Source organism: Aurantiacibacter marinus (genome assembly GCF_001021555.1).
Lineage (GTDB): Bacteria > Pseudomonadota > Alphaproteobacteria > Sphingomonadales > Sphingomonadaceae > Alteraurantiacibacter > Alteraurantiacibacter marinus.
This window is the reverse complement of record NZ_LDCP01000001.1, coordinates 822,170-842,297: the sequence shown is the minus strand read 5'-3', so window position 1 is coordinate 842,297 and position 20,128 is coordinate 822,170. Positions and strand designations below refer to the sequence as shown.

Sequence of the window (20,128 nt, the reverse complement as noted above, 5' to 3'; positions counted from 1 at the left end):
CACGCCGCAACGCTATCAAGCCGCGTCAGTCTCGTCGAGCAGCCAGTTTGGATCATCGCTGCGCACATCGCGGCTGAAGGTCCAGATATCGCGGCTTTCTATGGCATCATCGAGCGATCCGGCCACCATATTGCCATCGGCATCATAGGTGACGCTGGCGATATCGGCGACGAAGCGAATCGCAATGCGCGCGACCTTCTTGTCGAGCACTGCGGAATGTACCGTCGTGTCTTCGATACGGATCAGGCGATTGTCCACCTTGAAGCCGGCGGCTTCACGCTCTTCGATCGCAGCGGAGAAGCTGGCGTAGACATCGTCATCACACAGCTGCTTCAGCTCTTCCTTGTCCCCGCGCCAGAACGCATCGAGGATCACTTCATAGGCGCTTTTTGCACCTTCAAGGAACGGGATCAGTTCAAACTGGCGGTCTGCGGTCGAAATTTCGCGCAGACCCTGCTCGATAGCCGGCGTAAAGCCTGCCAGAGCGCGGTCATTGCGCGGTGCCTCTGTCAATTGCGCCTGTTGACCTTGCTGGCGGTTTTCGTTTTCCTGCTGAGCACGTTCAAGCTGGCTGGCAATTGCTTCCTCCTCATGCTCCGCCTTGCGGCCCAGCACCGAATACAGTCGCATACCAAGAAAGGCAGCGATCATGGCGAGGATGACGATTTGCCAAATCATTCGAAAAACTTCCCAAACTTGCCCGGCTGAAACATACTGCCCGGGCTTTAACAGCAATTGTGAACGAGATAGGTGCTTTTGGCAAATGAACAAGCAGGACTTAAGGGTGCCTGAAGCAGCAATAAAACATTTTCTTGCAATGGTGCACGGCGTTGCAGCGCGCACGCAAGGGTGATAGGCGCGCGGCACGAAATCGCAGCGGGCGAGTCCCACGGCAAAGCCACCGCATAAACAGACTTATTGATACGAAAGACATGATCCATGGCCGATGAAGGCGACGTCCTCACCAACCTTGATGCACAGCCAGCTGGCAACGGCGCCGATACGCAGCCGATTGCGGGCATTGTTTCGCAATATGTGAAGGATCTTTCGGTTGAGAACCCGAAGGCTCCGGAGAGCTTCCAGTGGCGCGAGCAGCAGGAAATGGATGTCCAGTTCAATATCGGTGCACGCAAGGTCGCTGACGATCTGACCGAAGTGGAGCTGAAGATCACCGCGACCAGCAAGACATCGCAGGGCGCGGCCTACATCGTGGATCTCGCATATTGCGGCCTGGTCGGCATGCGCAACATGGGTGAAGAACAGCAGCATGCCTTCACCTATGCCGAAGCCCCGCGCATCCTGTTCCCCTTCGCCCGCCGCGTCATATCCGATGCTGTACGCGATGCCGGATTTACTCCGCTGATGCTTGATCCGATCGATTTCAACGGATTGTATGTGCAGCAATTGCAGCAGAAGCGGGCTCAGGAAGAAGAAGCAGGCGGTATGGCTCCCGGCGGCGATATGCCAGTCGGCGGCAGCAACTGATCTGCCGGGAAGCTGAATTTGAACCTGCAGGCGGCTGAACGATGAGCCTCCTCAAGAATGTCGGCACGATCGGCGGGCTGACGATGGTCAGCCGCGTCGCTGGCATGGTGCGCGAGATGATTTTCAGCCGCGTCCTGGGCGCGAACGAAGTCACGGATGCCTGGTTTCAGGCTTTGATCATTCCGAATGTGTTTCGCCGCCTTTTTGCCGAAGGCGCGTTTTCTGCTGCATTCGTGCCGATGTTCTCCAAACGCCTTCACAATTCCGCGGGGGGCGCCGACGGGCTGGAGGAAGCGCGCAGCTTCAGCAATGATGTGATTTCGGTCTTCGTACCGGCGCTGATAGTGCTGACAGCTATCATGCAAATCGCCATGCCCGGCGTGATCTGGCTGCTGTCGGACAAGCCGATTGACGATGCAACATTCGATTACTCAGTCGATTTCGCACAGATCATGTTCCCCTACATTCTGCTGGTTAGCGTGGTTACGCTGCTGACAGGTATGCTCAATTCGGTCTCCCGTTTCGGGCCCGGGGCAAGCTTTCCGATCATCTTCAACCTGGTGCTGATCGGCACATTGCTGGCCATCAGTGCTTTGGGGATGGGCGAGGCCGACATTATCGCCATGGGCTATATCGTCGCATGGGCCATTCCGGTGGCGGGCGTCTTGCAGCTGGGCTGGCTGGTATACTGGGCCCATAAAGAGGGTTTCCGCCCGCGCTGGATCCAGCGCCCGCGTATGACACCGGAAGTGAGACGGCTGGGAATTATTGCCCTGCCCGCTGCAATCGGCGGCGGCGCGTACCAGATCAATACGCTGCTGCAGGTCTACTTCCTCAACCAGCTGGAAGGCAGCGCGGTCAGCTGGATGAACTATGCTGATCGTCTGAACCAATTGCCTCTGGGGATTATCGGAATTGCACTCAGCACGGCGATCCTGCCGACGCTGTCCAAATTCATCGGCGCGAAAGACACTGCGGGCGCCGCGCGGGTACAATCCAATGCGATTGAGCTGGGCATGTTGCTGACTCTGCCCGCCGCGGTCGCGCTGTCGATTTGCGCTGTGCCGTTCATCACCATCATCTTTGGCGGGGGCCGGTTCGATGCTGAAGATGCAGCGATGACCGGCGGCGTTCTGGCGGTGCTGGTTGCAGGCCTGCCCGCCTATGTGCTGGTGAAAGTGCTGGTGCCCAGCTTCTATGCCCGTTCGGATACCCGCACGCCGGTCTATGCGGCCGTAGCAGCACTGGTGGTGTTTGTCGGTTTCAACATCGCATTCCTTCAACGCTTTGGCGTGGAAGGCGTGGCAGCCGCCAGCGCGATTGGGGCATGGCTTAACTGCCTAATCCTTTATCTGGTGCTGCGCCTTCGCGGTTATTACCAGATGGACTGGCCGCTTATCGGGCGGCTTGCGCGGCAGCTGGTTGCGGCGGTGGCCATGGGCACAGCCTTGTTCTACACGCGCGAATTGCTAACGCCCTATTACAACGCGAGCATACCCGAGCAGCTGCTGGCCCTTATCGCCCTCGTCGCCTGCGCCATCATTGTATATTTCGGCGTGGCATTTGCGCTGGGAGCAGTCAGCAAGCAGCGGCTGGCCACGTTCATGAAGAAAAGAGAGCCTGAGGCCCCATGATTGTCGTTTCTGGAATTCAGCCCACAGGCAAGCCGCATCTGGGCAATTATCTTGGTGCGATCCGCAATTATGTGAAGTTGCAGGACGAGGCAGTGGCGCAGGATGGCAAGTGCCTGATCTTCCTCGCCGATCTGCACGCCATTTCGATGCCGCATGATCCGAAGGACCTGCACGCCAGCACACTGGAAATGGTCGCCACACTGGTCGCCTGCGGGCTCGATCCGGCGAAAACCGTGCTGTTCAATCAGGCGCAAGTGCCCGCCCATGCAGAGCTGCAATGGTTGTTGATGGGCACCGCGCGCATGGGCTGGCTTAACCGCATGACGCAGTGGAAGGACAAGGCGGGAAAGAACCGTGAAGGCCAGTCAGTCGCATTGTTCGGCTATCCTGTGCTGCAAGCTGCCGACGTGCTGCTGTATCAGGCGACCCACGTTCCCGTGGGAGAGGACCAGAAGCAGCATCTGGAGCTGGCACGCGACATAGCGCAGAAGTTCAACAATGACTTCGGGACGGAAGACGCGCCTGTTTTCACACTTCCCGATCCCTACATTCCCAAGGCCGCCGCGCGGATCATGTCGCTGCGTGATGGTTCGCGCAAGATGAGCAAATCCGAACCTTCGGATATGAGCCGGATCAACCTGTCCGACACGCCCGACGAAATTGCGGCAAAGGTGAAGAAGGCAAAGACCGATCCGGAACCTCTGCCGAGTGAAATGGCCGGACTGGAAGGCCGCGCTGAAGCGCTCAACCTCATCACCATTTTTGCTGCATTGGCAGAGACAACGCCCGAAGCCGTGCTGGCTGAACATGGCGGCCAAGGCTTCGGCCATTTCAAGCCAGTACTGGCTGAAAAGCTGGTCGAGACCCTCGGCCCGATCCGTGAACGGTTTGTGGAACTGAAAGAGGACCGCGAGGCTCTGGATGCGATTCTGGCGCGCGGAGCTACACAAGCGCGCGAATTGAGCAGGCCGACCCTTGATTCGGCTTATCAGGCGTTAGGCCTGGTGCGCGGCTAGCCCCGTTCATTTTACAACAAGTCACTCAAATCAATCGGTTTTGCCGCATTGGTTCAAGCCCGGTTCAGCCCGCCCTTGCTATTGCACGCTCTGTCGTTGAAATTGGCTTGCGTCTGAAATGTGATGGCGCACGCCCCCAGGCCTCCGGCTGCAGGAAGATAAGCCATGAATATTACCACCACGCTGAAAAAAGGCACCAAGCTGGCAACACTGGCCGCGCTCACTCTGGGCCTTGCCGCGTGTGCCACGCCTTTCCGTGCGGACGTGTCGCGCTTCGAAAGCCAGTTGCCTGCACCGCAGGGGCAGAGTTTCTTTGTACTGGCAGAAGATCCGGCGCTCGCCGGCGGGCTGGAATTCAGCCTTTATGCCGACCGGGTCGAGGAAGAAATGGCACAGCTTGGCTATGTTCAGGCTGCCACGCCAGAGGACGCCACCTTGCTTGTGCGCTTCGATTATGGCGTGGATAATGGCCGCGAACGTGTCCGTTCGACAGGTTTTGGCCGCGATCCCTTCTTCAGCCCATGGAATTCCTATTCCCGCCGGGTCGTATACCGCGACCGGCTAGGCCGAGCGCGTGTGGCCTATGTGCCTAGCAGCCGCTGGGGATATGGGTGGCAAGACCCCTTCTTCGGTCGCGGCAATGATGTCGTCAGCTACACCGTCTTTACCAGCGGGATCGACCTGAAGATCGATAATGCCGCCACCGGCGAACGCTTGTTCGAAGGCAGCGCGCAGGCCGTATCGCAATCGAACCGCCTGCAATATCTGGTGCCCAATCTGGTAGAAGCGATGTTTACCGACTTCCCCGGAAATTCGGGTGAAACCGTGCGCATTTCCATCGCACCCGAAGGCCAGCGCGGCGAGCGTTAACAGCAGCGCCGGTTGCATAAGAGACAATGAAAGGGCGGACCGCATTGGTCCGCCCTTTTCTTTTGCCCCACACCAATCACCACCTTAGGCTCGCAGACATGGCACTGACCTGGTCAATACGTGCGCTGGCCGCAGTGGTCTGGCTGAGTGGCGCGCTTTTCGCTCTTTTCATTCTGGCATTTTATCTCTGCGCCATCGCAAAAGGTGAACCGGCCGCGTGGAACGCCTTTCTTCCCGCACTTTATGCAGAAGGTCAGTCGCCTGCGGCCAGCATCGGCATTGGCGTGCACTTTGCACTCGGTGCTGTCATCCTGTTGCTCGGGCCTGTCCAGTTCATCGGCGCTGTTCGCCGGCGATGGCCGCGCATGCATCGGATTATCGGCAGGACATATGTCGCCAGCGCGCTGCTGACAGCGATTGGCGGCCTTGTGTTCATCAGCTTGCGCGGCACAGTCGGCGGACCGCTGATGAGCGTGGGCTTCGCTCTGTACGGGATATTGATGGGCGCGGCGGCACTGCTGACAATCCACCACGCCCGAAACCGCCAATTCAAACGTCACCGCGCATGGGCCATTCGCCTATTTGCGCTGGCCATTGGATCGTGGCTGTACCGGATGGATTACGGCTTCTGGTTCGCGCTGTTCGGAAAGGCCGGCCATACCGCTGATTTCAGCGGGACGTTCGACAAGATCATGGTGTTCTGGTTCTACCTGCCCAACCTGCTGGTGGCAGAATTTGTGATCCGAACTGCGGACCGTGATTTCCCCACCTTTGCCCGGCGCATTGCGATCATGCTGTTCGCGGGTGCATCTGCTTTCATTGCGTTGGCGACATTTTTCTTCACCAGCAAGGCATGGGGCCCAGCTATCGCGTGGGGATTGGGCTTGGGCGAATGACCGCCCGCTTTATACTGGTCAGAGTTTTCCGTGTCCGCCGGTTGAACCAAATCCGCCAGCGCCGCGCGCCGTATCCTCCAGCTCTGCAACTTCATCCCACGCCGCCAGCGTAACAGGTGCCAGCACCAGCTGCGCTATCCTGTCACCGCGCTTGATTGGAAAGTCGGCATCGCCGTGGTTGATCAGGATCACTTTCAGTTCACCGCGATAATCGGAATCGATAGTTCCGGGGGTATTGGGTAGAGTGATCCCGTGTTTCAGAGCCAGGCCTGAGCGGGGGCGGACCTGGATTTCATACCCCTCAGGGATGGCCATCGCAAAGCCGGTTGCAACGGCATGGCGGCCACGCGGCGCAATAGTCACATCCTCGGCAGCCACCACGTCCATTCCAGCCGCTCCGGAAGTGGCGTAAGACGGCAGGGCAAGCCCGTCGCCGTGCGGCAGGCGCATTACCCGTACAGAAACCTTCGCCCCGCTCGCCGCCTCAGGCATTTTCGGTCAGCCGTTCGGCGATTTGGGTGACGAGCTTCATCGCGACATCCTGCTTGGTCATGGCATCCCAATGCTCGACCTTGTTTTCGCGCACAAGGTGAACCTGGTTGTCGTCCCCGCCCATGACTTCGCCGGATACATCATTGGCAACAATCCAGTCGACGCCCTTGTTCTTGCGCTTCTTGCGGGCGTTATCGACCACATCATTGGTTTCCGCCGCGAAACCGATAAGCAGTTCCGGGCGTTCTGCACTGGCGGCAACGCTGGCCAAAATGTCGGGATTTTCGGATAAGATCAGCGCCGGCGGGGCAGAGCCGCGTTTCTTGATCTTGCGTTCGATATAATCGCGCGGGCGCCAATCAGCGACGGCGGCGACCATAATGGCGACATCGGCAGGCAAGGCACCGCGCACGGCAGCGGCCATTTCCTCTGCACTGCCTACGTCGATCCGGTCAACGCCCAGCGGGGTACGCAAATGTACCGGTCCGGAAACAAGCGTGACCTTCGCGCCTGCAGCAGCCGCTGCAGCAGCGATGGCATAGCCCTGTTTGCCGGAACTGCGATTGGCAAGATAGCGAACCGGATCAATCGGCTCATGAGTTGGCCCTGCTGTCACCAGAACATGTTTGCCGTACAGCGGGCGGTGCTCGATATCCTCATCGAAGCCCGGCTGACCGGCGAGTGGATCGAAACCGTCAAAATCCTGTTCGGGCGCCGCTGGCACGCCGCTTTCGCCGCGCGAATCAATGGAATTGACCGGTGCCGCAGCTTCTTCGCCTTCGAATGGCTGAGGGGCAGCTTGCCGCGCGTTGACCTCGTGATTGATCGCTTCGCGGTCGGTGGGCGGCGCAGCGCTGGCTGCGCCCTTCTTGGCGAAGAGATGTTCCGATCCAGTCAGATCGGGTTCGGGCAATTCAGGACCTTCGATGATGCCTTCGGGCAATTCCATGCCTTCGAACTCATCATCGTCCTCTGCAACCTTGGGCGCGGCTGCGCGCGGGATAAGCGAGGAGAGCAGACCGCCAAGCCCGCCCCCGCGTGCGGCGGCTTCCTCTGGTTCGTATTCTTCCTCGCCCCATTCCTCGTCCGCATTGCGGTTCGCAAGGTAGCGGGCGATGTCGCTGCTGGCAGCAGCCGCATCCAGGCCGAGCGCATTGGCGATTTCCATCCAGACAGCTTCGGGTTCGGGCAACCGGCCAGGACCGAATTCCCCGCAAGCCATGTCACCCATATCGGGCTCCATCACCTTGATGCCGGATGCGCGCAGGGTTTCGACATTGCGTGTGGTCGCTTCATGCTGCCACATTTTCACATTCATCGCCGGAACCGCCATCACCGGCTGGTTGGTGGCGAGCAGAAGTGTCGTGGCGAGATCATCGGCGATGCCAGCGGCCATCTTCGCCAGCATGTTGGCAGTGGCAGGACAAACGACGACTAGGTCTGCTTCGCGCGACAATTGAATGTGGCCGATTTCGGCCTCGTCCTTCAGGTTCCACAGCGTGGTGTGAACTTCATTGCCGGACAGCGCTGCAAGCGACATCGGTGTGACGAACTGAGCGCCGCCTTCGGTAAGCACACAGGTAACCTCTGCCCCGCCCTTTCTGATCAGGCGGACAAGCTCGCAGGACTTATACGCGGCAATACCGCCGCCCACGATAAGCAGAATTCTGGGAGTAGTCGTTGTATCCTCCGTTGCGGGTTCGATGCGCTCATGCAGCAAAGCGTAGGGTCCGCTAATAGTCCAAGCGTACGCCTTCGCAAATGATGGTTAAATTTGCCTTTCCGTGCGCCCTCTTATCGCAAAGACGAGATCGGACAAAGCGCGGGGCACAAATGCGAAACCGGCCAGATAGGCAGGCAGGGTCAATTGCACCCAGTAGAAATTTTCTGGCCGCGCAAACAGCGCCATCGCGGCAAAGAACCCTGCGAACCACAATGCTGAGAACAGGCCGAGGCGTCCTCCCAGCCCGAGCCAGCCCAGCAAGGGCAGTACAGCCAGCGGCATGGCAAGCCAGAGCGGCAGGATGAGCAGCACGGTAAGCTTTGACAAGGCGAGCAGCGGCAGGCTGATCCCGGTAAACGCGTCCCATCCTTGCGACGAGGCATCGCCGGGAAGGCGCTGCGCCTCGACGCCGAGCCAATGCAGATACAGACCAATCGCGAACACCGCGAGCAAACCCGCAACGCCCGCCACTTCGATCCAGCGCCTGCGCGAAACAGCAAAGACCAGCCACAACAGCACGAATGCCACGGCAAGTTCACGCACAGCCAGGGCCAGCCCGGCGGCAATCAGCGCGGGCCACCAGCGATCGGGCCGGTACATGGCCAACGCCAGTGTCAGCAGCAGTCCGGCTAGCAATTCATGGATTAGTCCAGCCTCGGGCGTAATCGCAGCAGCACCGCCCAGCAGCAGCAATATGCCTGCCCCCACCCGTTCCAGCGGCAAGGTTTGGTCGCGCAGATTGTGCATGAAAAGCAGGATGGTACCGACCAGCAGCACGAGCAGCAGCATGTTCGCGCCTTCCACCCCGATCGCCTTGTGGATCATCGCCAGCATTGGCAGGCGCACGGTGACAAAGGGCCGCGTCGGATAATTGCCGGCGCGCTGCTCCGCCATGGCGGCGGCGTAATAATTTTCGCCCGCGATGACTCTTTCGGAGATACGCCGATACAGAGCCAGATCGCCGCCATCGTTATCAGCCGGCGCGGCCTGGCTGGCTTCATCGGCGGGAAGCGCTGTTTGCGCCACGGGTGCGACAGTCGCAGCGCTCCACGCCATGACGGCGGCAGTAAGGATGATCAGTGCCAGCGCCGCCCAGCGCGGCAACAGGGCAAGCGGGCGGCCCTGCCCTTCCCACCAGCCTACAGGATCGCGCAGCAAATTCATTGCAGCACTTTGAAGTGCAGCGCCGACAATCTCAATTCCCGCGCGCAGATTGCCACAGACTCATCAAAGCACGCGGAACAAAGGCATAGCCGACGAACCAGATCGGCATGACGATCAGCGCCCAGTAGAAATTATTATCGCGGCCCGCGATCATGAACAGCACGCCGTAACCAAGGCACAGCAGAAATCCGGTCAAGCCAAACCACGAGCGCCACCCGGCCCAGCCGATCAGCGGCAGCAAAGCCAGGGGCGCAGCCAGCCATCCCGGCAGATATTGCAGCGGGCTGGACAGCACGATGTTGGCAGTCAGCCCGCCAAATCCGCGCAGCGCCATCCAGCCGGGCGATGCGGGGTCTTCTGCAGTGGTATATTGGCCGACCAGCGACAGGTGGAACAATAGCAATGCCCCGAAGATCAGTACCGCGCCAAGCCATGCAGCCGCTTCACCGCGATTGCCCCGCGCCCACGCAAACACTGCCATCAGCAGAATAAACGGCAAGGCATGTTCACGGATGGCCAGCGCAAGCACACCAGCAAGGAAGGCCCAAATCCATCTGTTGGGCCGGTAAAGTCCCAGAGACAGCGCGATCAGCAATCCCGCCCAAACTTCATGCAGCACAAGATATTGCGGTTTGAATCCCGTCACCACGCCGATCAGCAGCAGCAGCAATATATACCGCAGCCGGCCTGGCCCGCCCGGCGCATCGCGCAATCGGTAGTGCCAGGCGACTAATGTTGAAAGCACCAGTACGATGCCCAGCGCAAACAGCCCCCATTGCCCGATGGCAGCGGTGATGAAGGCGAGCGTTGGCAGGCGAACCGCCAATCCGGGCCGCACGGGAAAATCGCGTGCGCGCTGTTCTTCCACAGCCACCTGATAATAATTTTCGCCGCCCCGAACCCGCTGGGCAATGCGGTCATACAATTGCAGGTCCGTATCACGGGAGGATGACTGGATTTGCGCCTCGTCCGGAGCGCCAGCAGGCGCAGCAGCGACATCAGGCGCAGCTGTTACGTCGGCGGCAGGTGCATCGTAAATCGCGGAACGCTCGGTCAGCACAGCCGCCACAAGCACTGCCAGGGCAAGCGCCAGCACAAGCATCGCCGCCCCCGGCGCCCAATTCGAAAAACGGTCCCATGGTTTGGGACGCGATTTTATCCAAGCCACCCCATTGCACTCCCCGCGAACACTATACCGCCCCCTGCAATCGCGGCCACCACATAACCCGTCCAGCCACTCAGCACACCGCCCCCCTTACGCGCGCTGCGTTCCCACACAAGCTCCACGTCAGGCAGCGGCGGTTGATCCGGCGCACCGCCCTTCGCCGGGAATTGCTCTTCCATCCGGCGGACGAGCTGCGGCAGGCGCAGCAGCGTCTGCGTATCTTGGCGAATACGGTCGGCAATGGCAGCTTCCGGCCCCAATTCGTCGCGCATCCAGCTGCGCACATAGGGCGCGGACGTTTCCCACATGTTGATCGACGGATCGAGCTGCGTGGCAATACCTTCGACCATTACCATGGTCTTTTGCAGCAGCAGCAGATGCGGCTGCGTCTGCATGTCGAAATCGCGGGTAATGGCGAACAAGCCGTCCAGCATCTGACCCACGGACAGCTCGCTCACCGGCTTGCCGCGCATGGGTTCGCCCACAGCCCGCAGCGCCGTCGCGAATTCATCGACCGAATGATAGCTGGGCACATATTGCGCTTCGAAATGAATTTCCGCCACGCGTTTGTAATCGCCCGTAATCAAGCCATAAAGGATCTCTGCCAGCCATTGCCGGGCGCGCTGGTCGATCCGGCCCATGATGCCGAAATCAATTGCCACGATGGTGCCGTCGGCTTGCACGAACAGATTGCCCTGATGCATATCGGCATGGAAAAACCCGCCGCTGATGGCCTGCGTAAGGAAAGCCAGAACCAGCCGCCGCGCCAGATCGGGCATATCATGCCCGGCAGCAATCAAGGCCTGCTGGTCGGATATCTTGACCCCGTCGATCCATTCGATCGTCATCACGCGGCCATTGGTACGATCCCAATCAATCGACGGGATGCGGTAACCTTCCATGCCGCGCATGGCATCGGCGAGTTCGGAAGCTGACGCGGCCTCTCTGCGCAGGTCCAGCTCGCTGTTCGTCCAGCGTTTGAAATTGGCTATGGTCAGACGCGGGCGCAGCCGGGTGGCTTCTCCGCCCAGCGCTTCAAGATGGGCCGCTGCCCATTCATATGTGGTGATGTCATCCGCAAATTTCTCCCGAATGCCGGGGCGCAGCACTTTGATCGCCACGTCGCGGCCTTCGATGGTCTTGGCCCTGTGGACCTGTGCAATGCTGGCTGCGCCCACCGGATCAGGGTCCACTTCGCTGAACAGTTCTTCCAGCGGGCGTTCGAAACTGCTTTCGATCTGGCGGCGCATTTGCGCGAAAGGAACCGGCGGGAGACTGTCTTGCAGGCTGAGCAAATTGTGCGCGGCTTCATCACCGACAAGGTCGGGCCGCGTAGCCAGCGTCTGCCCGAGCTTGATCGCGGCAGGGCCGATAGCGCGAAAGGCTCCTGCATAGTCCGGCTCTTTAGGCTGGATCGTGCCGAAGCGCGCGATGCGCGCCAGACGTTTGACAGGATCGGGCGTATTGGCATCACGCTCAATCCCGCGCAGTGCACCGTGACGCGCCAGAGTGCGGCCCCATTTCAGGAGCCTCCAGATATGGGTAGCAGGCCGTGTCACGCCTAGATCTTCCATCCCGAATGAATGGCGACAGCGCCACCAAGGATTTCTTCGACCTTGGTCCGTTCGAACCCGGCATCACGGATCATGCCTTCGAAAACGGGTGGCTTCGGAAAGCGACGGATAGATTCGGCGAGATAGCGATAACTGTCTTCATCATCGGCAATCGCCTTTCCGATGCGCGGCATCAATTGATGCGAGTACAGGTCGTAGGCCTCCTTGAAGCCCGCCCACTGCGTGGTGCTGAATTCCATGCAGAAAAACCGTCCGCCATATTTCAGCACCCGGTGCGCTTCTTTCAGCGCACGGTCGATGTGGGTGACGTTCCGAATACCGAACACGATGGTGTAGGCATCGAAATGACGATCGGGATAGGAAAGTTCTTCGGCATTCTGGCAAGACCATGTCAGGCCATCAATTCCCCGCTCCATCGCCCGTTCAATCCCGACATCGAGCATGTCCTGATTGATATCGGCCACGACGACTTCGGCGCCTTTGGCAGACATGCGGAAAGCGATATCGCCCGTGCCGCCCGCCATGTCGAGGATCGCCTCGCCCGGCTGCGGCTTTACCCGCCGAACGAACTGATCCTTCCATAATCGGTGCATTCCGCCCGACATGGCATCGTTCATGATGTCGTACTTGCTCGCGACATTGGAAAAAACGCCTCCAACTCGGGCCGTTTTCTCTTCCGGGGCGACATCTTCATATCCGAAGGAAACCTGATCACTCATGCGCTGGGCTTTAGGAGGAATTGTCGAACACGCAAAGGGTGATAGAGGACTGTATTATGCCTGAACTTCCCGAAGTCGAAACTACTGTACGCGGTCTTGCGCGTTTTCTGGACGGTCAGCGGATCGAGCGGCTGGTGCTGAACCGGCCCGATATGCGCTTTCCCTTTCCCGAAGGGTTTGTGCAATCTCTGAGCGGAGCAAGGGTGTCCTCGCTCGGTCGGCGGGCGAAATATGGCCTCATCCATACCGACCGCGCAACGACCATGATCTTCCATCTGGGCATGAGCGGGCGCTGGCGGATCGACCCTGATACGCCGGACAAGCATGATCATCTGGTGCTGGAAACAGCAAACCACCGCTTCGCGCTCAATGATCCGCGCCGCTTTGGCTATGTCGATCTGGTCGATACCCCTGCACTCTACGAATGGCCCGCCTTCGCCGCGATGGGGCCGGAACCGCTGGGTGACGGGCTTAGCGTCGATCACCTGCGCACGGCGCTGAAAGGGCGCAAGCAGGCGATCAAATTGCTGCTGCTCGACCAGCGGGTGATTGCAGGTCTCGGCAATATATATGTATGCGAGGCGCTGTTCCGCGCCGGGATCAATCCGCGCAAGGCTGGTGGCCGCGTGTTCCGGCCCGCGCTGGAAAAGCTGGTGCCCGCGATTCGCGATGTACTCGAACAATCGATCATCGATGGCGGCTCTTCCTTGCGCGATTATGCCCGCCCGGACGGTGAACTCGGTTATTTTGCGACCCGCTTTCAAGTCTATGGCCGCGAAGGTGAGCCTTGTGTTCATGGCGATGGCGGCGTTATCCGGCGCACCGTGCAGGGCGGCAGATCAACCTGGCACTGCCCGGTCTGCCAGACATAGCCGGTCTGCCACGCACAGCGAATCCTTGACCTCATCCCGCGTGCGCCCTATGTGGCCCCCTTTCCGGCGCTTGGGCGCTGCGTTTACCGATTCATACAAAGACCAAGGACCGGCCGCTTGCGGGCGGCTGAAAGACAGGAACGAACATGGCCAATACGCCGCAAGCCAAAAAGCGCATCCGCCGCAACGATAACCGGGCCGTCATCAACGGCGCCCGCAAAAGCCGCATCCGTGGCTTCGTGAAAAAGGTCGAAACGGCCTGCACCGAAGGTGACAAGAAAGCCGCTGCCGAAGCGCTGAAAGTTGCCCAGCCGGAAATCGCCAAGGGCGTATCCAAGGGTGTGATCCACAAGAATACTGCAGCGCGCAAGATGAGCCGCCTTTCCAAGCGAATCGCCGCTCTCTGATTCGCGGATCGACGGGCCTGTTAAGGCAGCCGTCGGATTGCTTTACAGAACGAAATTAGAACGGGGCCCGTGTTTTGCGCGGGCCCCTTTTTTACATCTGCAAACACCCTGCCGAAATTTGCCATAAAAGTAAGGGATTCCCGCGATTCGCGCGACTGTCACAAAATTATTCATATAAAACAGTGACTTGAATGGAAGTCTGCGGCTTTGCGGCGAGTCAATATCCTAAATTTTAATAAATTCGCTGCCCGAGCCTTGCCCGTTCTGACAAGATGTTCATAACAGTAATCAGACAATGGCTCACACAGCCGCTGTTTGATTTTGAAGAGCTATCTGCGCGAAAGATCCGGTGCCCGGTCCGAGGCACTGGTTGGGGAAGTTTTGTCTGACGCGCAGATGGAAACTGGGGGCTGATCGGACCGGCAAGAGCATCAGGGTTCATACGATGATTCGGATGGGTCAGCACGTCACGCGCAAATGCGCGGTAAAAAAGAACGGGACTGAGGGAAGCATGGAAGATCAACAAGCCGCAGACTTGGCCGCCGACTGGTCGGATATTTGCCAAGGACTGCGCAAGGATTTGGGCCACCAATTGTTCACGCAGTGGGTCAAGCCAATCCAGCTGGGCAAACTCAACCAGGACAATGGGACACTCGACCTTTTCCTGCCGACTGAATTTTCCGCCAATTGGGTGAAGGATCGCTATCACGACCGCCTTTCGCTGGCGTGGAAGATCGCGTCCTCCGAAGTTCGTCACATCTCAATTCAGGTGCATCCGGGCCGCCGGAAGATCGCCGACTTCGATCTGCGCGGGCAGGATGGCTTTGGCCACCGCGCCGCCAATGATGCGACGATGGCGATGGAATCGATCGGCGACGATGGCTTCACTTCGTCCGTGGGTCTGGACCCGACACAGACGTTTGCGGCTTTCGTAACGGGCACAGGCAATGTGCTGGCAAAGAACGCTGCAGAGCGCATGTCCAAGGCGGAAAAGCCGCAGTTCAGCCCGCTTTATCTCAAGGCCGCGACAGGGCAGGGCAAGACCCACCTGATGCACGCCATCGGTCATTCCTATTTGCAGGCCTTCCCCCGCGCGCGGATTTTCTACTGCAGCGCAGAACGATTCATGGTGGAATTCGTGCAGGCGCTGAAATCGAACGAAATGATCGAATTCAAAGGCCGCCTGCGCGCTTTTGATCTGCTGCTGGTGGACGACATCCAGTTCATCATCGGCAAGGCCGCCGCGCAGGAAGAACTGCTGTACACAATCGATGCCCTGCTGGCCGAAGGAAAGCGCCTAGTGTTTGCCGCCGACCGCGCACCGCAGGCACTGGACGGGGTGGAGCCGCGCCTCCTCAGTCGCCTGTCGATGGGCCTTGTTGCTGACATCCAGCCTGCCGATATCGAGCTGCGCCGCGCCATTCTGGAAAGCAAGCTCACCCGCTTTGCTCCGCTGGAAGTGCCCGCCGATGTGATCGATTTCCTGGCTCGTACCGTCAGCCGTAATGTGCGCGAACTGGTCGGCGGTTTGAACAAGCTGATCGCCTATGCGCAGCTTACCGGTCAGGAAGTGTCGCTCCAGCTCGCTGAAGAACAGTTGACCGATATCCTTAGCGCCAATCGCCGCCGGATCACGATCGACGAAATCCAGCGCACCGTCTGCCAGTTCTACCGCATCGACCGCAGCGAAATGAGCAGCAAGCGCCGCGCCCGCGCCGTGGTCCGTCCACGTCAGGTGGCGATGTACCTGGCAAAGGTCCTGACCCCGCGCAGCTATCCCGAAATCGGGCGCAAGTTCGGTGGGCGCGATCACTCGACTGTGATCCATGCTGTGCGCCTGATCGAAGACCTGCGCACCCGCGATGCCGATATGGACGGCGACGTGCGCAGCCTGCTGCGGCAATTGGAAAGCTGAGAAGGTAGACCCCGCCCCTTCCCGCAAGCGGAAGGGGCGGGTGTCCATCGGCCATCCCCCAATCGATCCACTAAACGGTCCACAGGGCTCCCCGCGCGGTTTTCCCGCCGCGGCCCACAGGCTTGTCCGCATATTTTCACGGGTCCATCCACAGGTTCATTCACAGGCAACAGGGTGACAAAGGTTACACCCTGTAACCCTGCCTGAAGGGGCGGTTTCCTTGGTGTTTTCATCGCCTTGAAGCTCACGCGTACAGGGTGACACTTTGCCGGCAAAAGCGCGCTTTTTGGGTTTTGAACAGACAGAACCATGACCGGAGCATGGCTGCCACCATCCACAGGATGTAGGACGGCCCCCACCCGCTTTCCGCACGACAGGACATAAACCCCATGACCGCTTATCTCGATACGACCCAGGATGCCGCGCGGGCGCTCGTCATGCGCGGAATTCGGGGGCCCCTCGTGATGCTCAACCTGCTGCGTTTTCGGGAAGTAGCGGACTATTCGCATGCTCCGCAGCTTGCGCCCGCCGAGCCCATCAGCGGCGCAAAGGCCTATGATCTCTACACCAAGCAGGTCCAGCCTCTGCTGGAGGCGAGCGGCGGCCGGTTGCTTTTCAAGGGAGAAGCCGGGCGTTTTCTGATCGGCCCGGAAGACGAGCAGTGGGATTTGGCCATGCTGGTCGAGCAATCCTCACTCGAATCGTTTTTCGCCTTCGCGCAGGAGCCGAAGATGGAGGCGATCCTCGCGCATCGTACCGCTGCGCTGCTCGATTCGCGCTTGCTGCCGCTGGCACAGCTCGCCTGATTGCTGTGTCCCCCGCTTTACCCGCGCGCAAATGCCACTAGGTGTGGACCGCGATGAACGACGATCCCCCTCCCCACTCCCAGGCCCACCCGCATCCGCTGTCCGCCGACCGGCTGGATCGCTACGCGCGGCACATCGTGCTGCCCGAAATCGGCGGCGCAGGTCAGGCCGCTTTGGCACGTAGCCATGTCATGCTGGTGGGGCTTGGCGGGATCGGTGCCCCGGCACTGCAATATCTTGCTGGCGCCGGCATCGGACAATTGACGCTGGTGGATGACGACAAGGTATCGGCCAGCAATCTGCAACGCCAGACAATCTACACCGTCCGCGACATCGGCCACGGCAAGGCCGTGTCCGCCCGCCGCTGGCTCGCCAATTTCGATGATAGGCTGGGCGTGACCATTCATGACACGCGGATTACGGCGGACAATGTAGGCGCGATGGTGTCTGGCGCGGATCTTGTGCTGGATGGCACGGACAATTTCGCCACGCGCCTTGCCGTATCCGATGCGTGCACAACTGCCCGCGTACCGCTTCTATCGGCAGCAGTGGGCCGTTTTCAGGGTCAGGTCGGAGCCTTTGCCGGACATCTGCCCGATCAACCTTGCTACCGCTGCTTCGTAGGCGACGCTTTTGATGCGGAGGACTGCGACACATGCGCCGAAGACGGCGTTCTGGGCGCGATGGTCGGCTGGGTCGGCACCTTTGCCGCCATGCAGGCAGTGCGCATTCTGGTGAGCGGGACCGGCGGAATGGGAGATTCAGGCTGGGGAAAGCTGCATCTGATGGACGGGCTGAAACCTGGTATGCGAACGTTGAATATCGCAAAGGATCCAGCATGCCGCGGATGCGGCGCAATTTCTGTCTGATTGACAACTAAAGCATTTTCGTGGACTTATCGGGGCGTCCGGGGGTGGTCCATTATGACAGGATGGGTCGCCCGCTCCTTGGCTGAAGCACGTCACTTTTGGCGTGCGATTCACATTGGGGGACTATTATGAAAAATCTGATTCTCGGCAGCATGGCATTCGCGCTGGCAGCAACGGTGGTCGCGGCTCCGGCTTCGGCGCAGGTGCGCGAATACGAAGACTACGAATATTCCGAATCAGTCGTCGAACTGACCACGGTGCGTATCGAGCCGGGCCAGCTGAATACCTATCTTGCAGGCTTGGAAACCACCTGGGTTGCCGCCAACGAGATCGCCAAGGGACTTGGCCACATCACCGATTATGGCATTTATACGAATATGGCCCCAAGCAGCGGCGATTTTCATCTGATGCTGGTCATCACTTTCCCGGGCGAAAACATGCAGCCTTCTCGCGCACGCTATGATGAATTCATGGCTGCCTGGGGTGAGGCGAACATGAATCGCTCCAACGAAACCGTGGTCAACATTTACAACGAGATCCGCGAGATTCAAGGCGTGTACATGCTGCGCGAACTTGAATTCAACGACTAAGTCCAGTCATCGAAGTCTGGCGGGCTGTATCCCTGGGATCAGCCCGCCAGCACTTTATTTACCCAAGACTCCATTCACACATTGCCGCATGCGGACGCTGGTGATTGTAAAGAATGCGGCTTGCGGGGGGTGTTCTTCCTGAATTGCGACCGGCGCGAACGTCGATTTTCACTCCAAAAACATGTTGGTCAGTTCTTCCAGCCCTGAATCGTCATGCAACCAGAACCGCCTCTCTGCGCCCTCTTTCGTGTCAAACAGGTAGATATGCGAGCAGTCGTAGTGACTGTAACCGACATGCCTCAGCGTGACCTGCTCGCCGCAAACAAATCCCGCCATACAAATAGCCGGCGTATCGAGCACCACCCGGTAGCTTTTGCCTACCTGCATGCACTGCGCCGTTTGGCCCAATCACTCACCTAACACCGCATCCACCCACTCCGGCACCAACTCACTCGCCGGGCCGAGCCGTGTTTCATCGAACCGGTGCGAACCGGCGCTGCGTTCCAGGTTCAGTTCCAAGGTCCGCGAACCGGTGTCGCTGGCGGCCTGCACGAAACCCGCTGCCGGATAGACCGCGCCGCTGGTGCCGATGCTGACGAACAGGTCTGCCGCTGAGAGCGAAGCGAAAATGCGGTCCATCTGATACGGCATTTCACCGAACCACACGATATCGGGGCGCATCGCTGCCGCTCCGCACGAGGGGCATGGCGGGCCATCGCGCAGAGTTCCTCGCCACGGATGGCGTGCATCGCAGGCGGTGCACCATGCGCTCAGCGCCTCGCCATGCATGTGCAGCACCCGCTCCGCGCCGCCGCGCGTGTGGAGATCGTCGAAATTCTGCGTGACGATCAGCAGTTCACCGCCGAACTCACGGTCCAGTCGCCCAAGCGCCTCATGCGCAGCGTTGGGCTGCGCCGCCAGCACCTGCGCGCGCCGCTCGTCATAAAAGCGCTGCACCAGATCAGGATCGCGGGCAAAACCTTCAGGCGTTGCGACTTCTTCGACCGGATGGTCCTCCCACAATCCGTCCTCTGCACGGAAGGTCTTCAGGCCGCTTTCGGCGCTGATGCCTGCGCCGGTCAGGACGACAATATTGCGGAAGGTGGCCATTGCGGTCAGATACCGACAATGTAGGGACGTGAAAAGCAGCGCATTCGGTATGCGGTGAGAAGGAGTGGCCATGGCACGAATAGGCATCATCGGCAGCGCAGGGCGCATGGGCGGGGCTTTGCGCGAAGCTGTCGCCGCCGCAGGTCACGAAGTCTCGGGCGGTGTGGACAAGGGCGGCAATGTCGCCAATCTGGCCGACAATAGTGATGCGCTGGTCGACTTTTCCGCACCCGCCGCCCTGAAGGACAATCTTTACGCCGCAGTCGGCGCGGGCATTCCAATCCTTATCGGCACCACCGGCCTTGATGAGAGCCACCACGCTGCGATCGAAAGCGCGTCAGGCGCAATCCCCGTCCTGCAAACCGGTAACACCTCGCTCGGTGTGACCCTGCTGGCGCATCTGGTGAAGGAAGCCGCCGCGCGGCTCGGTCCGGACTGGGATATCGAAGTGCTGGAAATGCACCACCGGATGAAGGTGGATGCACCGTCCGGTACAGCCTTGCTGCTGGGGGAAGCAGCGGCGGAGGCACGCGGCATCGATCTGGCCGCCAATACCGAAAGCGGGCGTGACGGCCATACCGGCGCACGCGCATCAGGGGCGATCGGCTTTGCAGCCTTGCGCGGCGGAACCGTGGCGGGCGATCACAGCGTGATCTTTGCCGGAGAACAGGAACGCATCACCTTGTCCCACAGTGCCGAAAACAGACTGATTTTCGCCAATGGCGCGGTGCGCGGCGCAACATGGTTGATCGATCGTGAAGCAAAACGCTATACCATGCGCGATGTACTTGGGCTTGCTTGAGAAAATCGGGCAGTCTTGT

At 59.7% G+C, this 20,128-nt stretch carries 21 protein-coding genes; 12 read left to right on the top strand and 9 right to left on the bottom strand.

Going from position 1 to position 20,128, the window contains the following annotated elements:
* Positions 1–15 precede the first annotated feature (15 nt).
* Positions 16–678, bottom strand: a complete 663-nt coding sequence (locus AB731_RS04090; RefSeq protein ID WP_047092308.1) for a Tim44/TimA family putative adaptor protein — start codon at positions 676–678, stop codon at positions 16–18.
* Between the two features lie 261 nt (positions 679–939).
* Here AB731_RS04090 and secB point away from each other — a divergent pair, with 261 nt between their 5' ends.
* The 5 genes from secB (at position 940) to AB731_RS04065 (ending at position 5,901) form a co-directional block, all read left to right on the top strand.
* A complete protein-coding gene (secB, locus tag AB731_RS04085) occupies positions 940–1,485 on the top strand; it encodes a protein-export chaperone SecB (protein ID WP_047092309.1) in 546 nt (181 codons plus the stop codon).
* A 41-nt stretch (positions 1,486–1,526) separates the two neighbouring features.
* Complete coding sequence (gene murJ, locus AB731_RS04080) at positions 1,527–3,119, top strand: murein biosynthesis integral membrane protein MurJ (RefSeq protein ID WP_047092310.1); 1,593 nt, start codon at positions 1,527–1,529, stop codon at positions 3,117–3,119.
* The gene (gene trpS / locus AB731_RS04075; RefSeq protein ID WP_047092311.1) at positions 3,116–4,135 is read left to right on the top strand and encodes a tryptophan--tRNA ligase; all 1,020 of its coding nucleotides are present in this window, start codon (positions 3,116–3,118) and stop codon (positions 4,133–4,135) included. The genes murJ and trpS overlap by 4 nt, the downstream gene beginning before the upstream one ends.
* 165 nt (positions 4,136–4,300) lie before the next feature.
* Complete coding sequence (locus AB731_RS04070; protein WP_047092312.1) at positions 4,301–5,005, top strand: DUF4136 domain-containing protein; 705 nt, start codon at positions 4,301–4,303, stop codon at positions 5,003–5,005.
* 98 nt (positions 5,006–5,103) lie between these two features.
* On the top strand, positions 5,104–5,901 hold the full coding sequence (locus tag AB731_RS04065; protein WP_047092313.1) for a DUF2306 domain-containing protein: 798 nt from the start codon (positions 5,104–5,106) through the stop codon (positions 5,899–5,901).
* Positions 5,902–5,919: 18 nt separating this feature from the next.
* Here the strand turns inward: AB731_RS04065 and dut are convergent, their stop codons facing one another.
* Genes dut through AB731_RS04035 form a run of 6 tightly spaced genes read right to left on the bottom strand, consistent with a single transcriptional unit; the run spans position 5,920 to position 12,738 of the window.
* On the bottom strand, positions 5,920–6,393 hold the full coding sequence (gene dut / locus AB731_RS04060; protein ID WP_047092314.1) for a dUTP diphosphatase: 474 nt from the start codon (positions 6,391–6,393) through the stop codon (positions 5,920–5,922).
* Positions 6,386–8,110 carry a bifunctional phosphopantothenoylcysteine decarboxylase/phosphopantothenate synthase gene (locus AB731_RS04055; protein ID WP_407921639.1) on the bottom strand — a complete coding sequence of 575 codons (1,725 nt, stop codon included), beginning with the start codon at positions 8,108–8,110 and terminating at the stop codon, positions 6,386–6,388. The genes dut and AB731_RS04055 overlap by 8 nt, the downstream gene beginning before the upstream one ends.
* Positions 8,111–8,161: 51 nt before the next feature.
* On the bottom strand, positions 8,162–9,280 hold the full coding sequence (locus tag AB731_RS04050; protein WP_047092315.1) for a hypothetical protein: 1,119 nt from the start codon (positions 9,278–9,280) through the stop codon (positions 8,162–8,164).
* A 31-nt stretch (positions 9,281–9,311) separates the two neighbouring features.
* Complete coding sequence (locus AB731_RS04045; protein WP_047092316.1) at positions 9,312–10,448, bottom strand: hypothetical protein; 1,137 nt, start codon at positions 10,446–10,448, stop codon at positions 9,312–9,314.
* Positions 10,436–12,004, bottom strand: coding sequence for a 2-polyprenylphenol 6-hydroxylase (gene ubiB / locus AB731_RS04040; RefSeq protein WP_173425730.1), 1,569 nt, complete (start codon positions 12,002–12,004; stop codon positions 10,436–10,438). Before ubiB ends, AB731_RS04045 begins: the two co-directional genes overlap by 13 nt.
* A 2-nt stretch (positions 12,005–12,006) precedes the next feature.
* Complete coding sequence (locus AB731_RS04035) at positions 12,007–12,738, bottom strand: class I SAM-dependent methyltransferase (RefSeq protein WP_047092318.1); 732 nt, start codon at positions 12,736–12,738, stop codon at positions 12,007–12,009.
* Between the two features lie 56 nt (positions 12,739–12,794).
* Here AB731_RS04035 and mutM point away from each other — a divergent pair, with 56 nt between their 5' ends.
* From mutM to AB731_RS04005, 6 genes are all read left to right on the top strand, one after another.
* Positions 12,795–13,610 carry a bifunctional DNA-formamidopyrimidine glycosylase/DNA-(apurinic or apyrimidinic site) lyase gene (gene mutM, locus AB731_RS04030; RefSeq protein WP_047092319.1) on the top strand — a complete coding sequence of 272 codons (816 nt, stop codon included), beginning with the start codon at positions 12,795–12,797 and terminating at the stop codon, positions 13,608–13,610.
* Between the two features lie 146 nt (positions 13,611–13,756).
* Positions 13,757–14,017 (top strand): 30S ribosomal protein S20, encoded by a 261-nt coding sequence (gene rpsT / locus AB731_RS04025; RefSeq protein ID WP_047092320.1) that lies wholly within the window; start codon positions 13,757–13,759, stop codon positions 14,015–14,017.
* Positions 14,018–14,528: 511 nt separating this feature from the next.
* A complete protein-coding gene (gene dnaA, locus AB731_RS04020; protein WP_231638832.1) occupies positions 14,529–15,932 on the top strand; it encodes a chromosomal replication initiator protein DnaA in 1,404 nt (467 codons plus the stop codon).
* 389 nt (positions 15,933–16,321) lie between these two features.
* Positions 16,322–16,738 carry a DUF1330 domain-containing protein gene (locus AB731_RS04015; protein ID WP_047092322.1) on the top strand — a complete coding sequence of 139 codons (417 nt, stop codon included), beginning with the start codon at positions 16,322–16,324 and terminating at the stop codon, positions 16,736–16,738.
* A gap of 53 nt (positions 16,739–16,791) precedes the next feature.
* Positions 16,792–17,607 (top strand): HesA/MoeB/ThiF family protein, encoded by an 816-nt coding sequence (locus AB731_RS04010; RefSeq protein ID WP_173425731.1) that lies wholly within the window; start codon positions 16,792–16,794, stop codon positions 17,605–17,607.
* A gap of 152 nt (positions 17,608–17,759) precedes the next feature.
* Positions 17,760–18,197 (top strand): hypothetical protein, encoded by a 438-nt coding sequence (locus AB731_RS04005; RefSeq protein WP_047093060.1) that lies wholly within the window; start codon positions 17,760–17,762, stop codon positions 18,195–18,197.
* Positions 18,198–18,365: 168 nt separating this feature from the next.
* Here AB731_RS04005 and AB731_RS04000 read toward each other — a convergent pair whose 3' ends face one another.
* Together AB731_RS04000 and AB731_RS03995 are read right to left on the bottom strand one after the other, a co-directional pair.
* Positions 18,366–18,584: a hypothetical protein gene (locus AB731_RS04000; protein WP_047092323.1), complete on the bottom strand. Its 219-nt coding sequence runs from the start codon at positions 18,582–18,584 to the stop codon at positions 18,366–18,368.
* Between the two features lie 21 nt (positions 18,585–18,605).
* Positions 18,606–19,307, bottom strand: coding sequence for an NAD-dependent deacylase (locus AB731_RS03995; RefSeq protein ID WP_047092324.1), 702 nt, complete (start codon positions 19,305–19,307; stop codon positions 18,606–18,608).
* Between the two features lie 70 nt (positions 19,308–19,377).
* On the opposite strand from AB731_RS03995, the gene dapB reads away from it, so the two are divergent.
* Entirely contained in the window at positions 19,378–20,109 is a 732-nt protein-coding gene (gene dapB, locus AB731_RS03990) for a 4-hydroxy-tetrahydrodipicolinate reductase (protein ID WP_047092325.1), read from the top strand.
* Positions 20,110–20,128 lie beyond the last annotated feature (19 nt).

Coding starts and splice junctions, on each gene's coding strand:
- dapB (WP_047092325.1), top strand. CDS start 19,378: ATGGCACGAATAGGCATCATCGGCAGCGCAGGGCGCATGGGCGGGGCT.
- AB731_RS04070 (WP_047092312.1), top strand. CDS start 4,301: ATGAATATTACCACCACGCTGAAAAAAGGCACCAAGCTGGCAACACTG.
- AB731_RS04010 (WP_173425731.1), top strand. CDS start 16,792: ATGAACGACGATCCCCCTCCCCACTCCCAGGCCCACCCGCATCCGCTG.
- murJ (WP_047092310.1), top strand. CDS start 1,527: ATGAGCCTCCTCAAGAATGTCGGCACGATCGGCGGGCTGACGATGGTC.
- trpS (WP_047092311.1), top strand. CDS start 3,116: ATGATTGTCGTTTCTGGAATTCAGCCCACAGGCAAGCCGCATCTGGGC.
- AB731_RS04005 (WP_047093060.1), top strand. CDS start 17,760: ATGGCATTCGCGCTGGCAGCAACGGTGGTCGCGGCTCCGGCTTCGGCG.
- AB731_RS04035 (WP_047092318.1), bottom strand. CDS start 12,738: ATGAGTGATCAGGTTTCCTTCGGATATGAAGATGTCGCCCCGGAAGAG.
- AB731_RS04015 (WP_047092322.1), top strand. CDS start 16,322: ATGACCGCTTATCTCGATACGACCCAGGATGCCGCGCGGGCGCTCGTC.
- mutM (WP_047092319.1), top strand. CDS start 12,795: ATGCCTGAACTTCCCGAAGTCGAAACTACTGTACGCGGTCTTGCGCGT.
- dut (WP_047092314.1), bottom strand. CDS start 6,393: ATGCCTGAGGCGGCGAGCGGGGCGAAGGTTTCTGTACGGGTAATGCGC.
- AB731_RS04050 (WP_047092315.1), bottom strand. CDS start 9,280: ATGAATTTGCTGCGCGATCCTGTAGGCTGGTGGGAAGGGCAGGGCCGC.
- secB (WP_047092309.1), top strand. CDS start 940: ATGGCCGATGAAGGCGACGTCCTCACCAACCTTGATGCACAGCCAGCT.
- dnaA (WP_231638832.1), top strand. CDS start 14,529: ATGGAAGATCAACAAGCCGCAGACTTGGCCGCCGACTGGTCGGATATT.
- AB731_RS03995 (WP_047092324.1), bottom strand. CDS start 19,307: ATGGCCACCTTCCGCAATATTGTCGTCCTGACCGGCGCAGGCATCAGC.
- AB731_RS04000 (WP_047092323.1), bottom strand. CDS start 18,584: ATGCAGGTAGGCAAAAGCTACCGGGTGGTGCTCGATACGCCGGCTATT.
- AB731_RS04065 (WP_047092313.1), top strand. CDS start 5,104: ATGGCACTGACCTGGTCAATACGTGCGCTGGCCGCAGTGGTCTGGCTG.
- AB731_RS04090 (WP_047092308.1), bottom strand. CDS start 678: ATGATTTGGCAAATCGTCATCCTCGCCATGATCGCTGCCTTTCTTGGT.
- rpsT (WP_047092320.1), top strand. CDS start 13,757: ATGGCCAATACGCCGCAAGCCAAAAAGCGCATCCGCCGCAACGATAAC.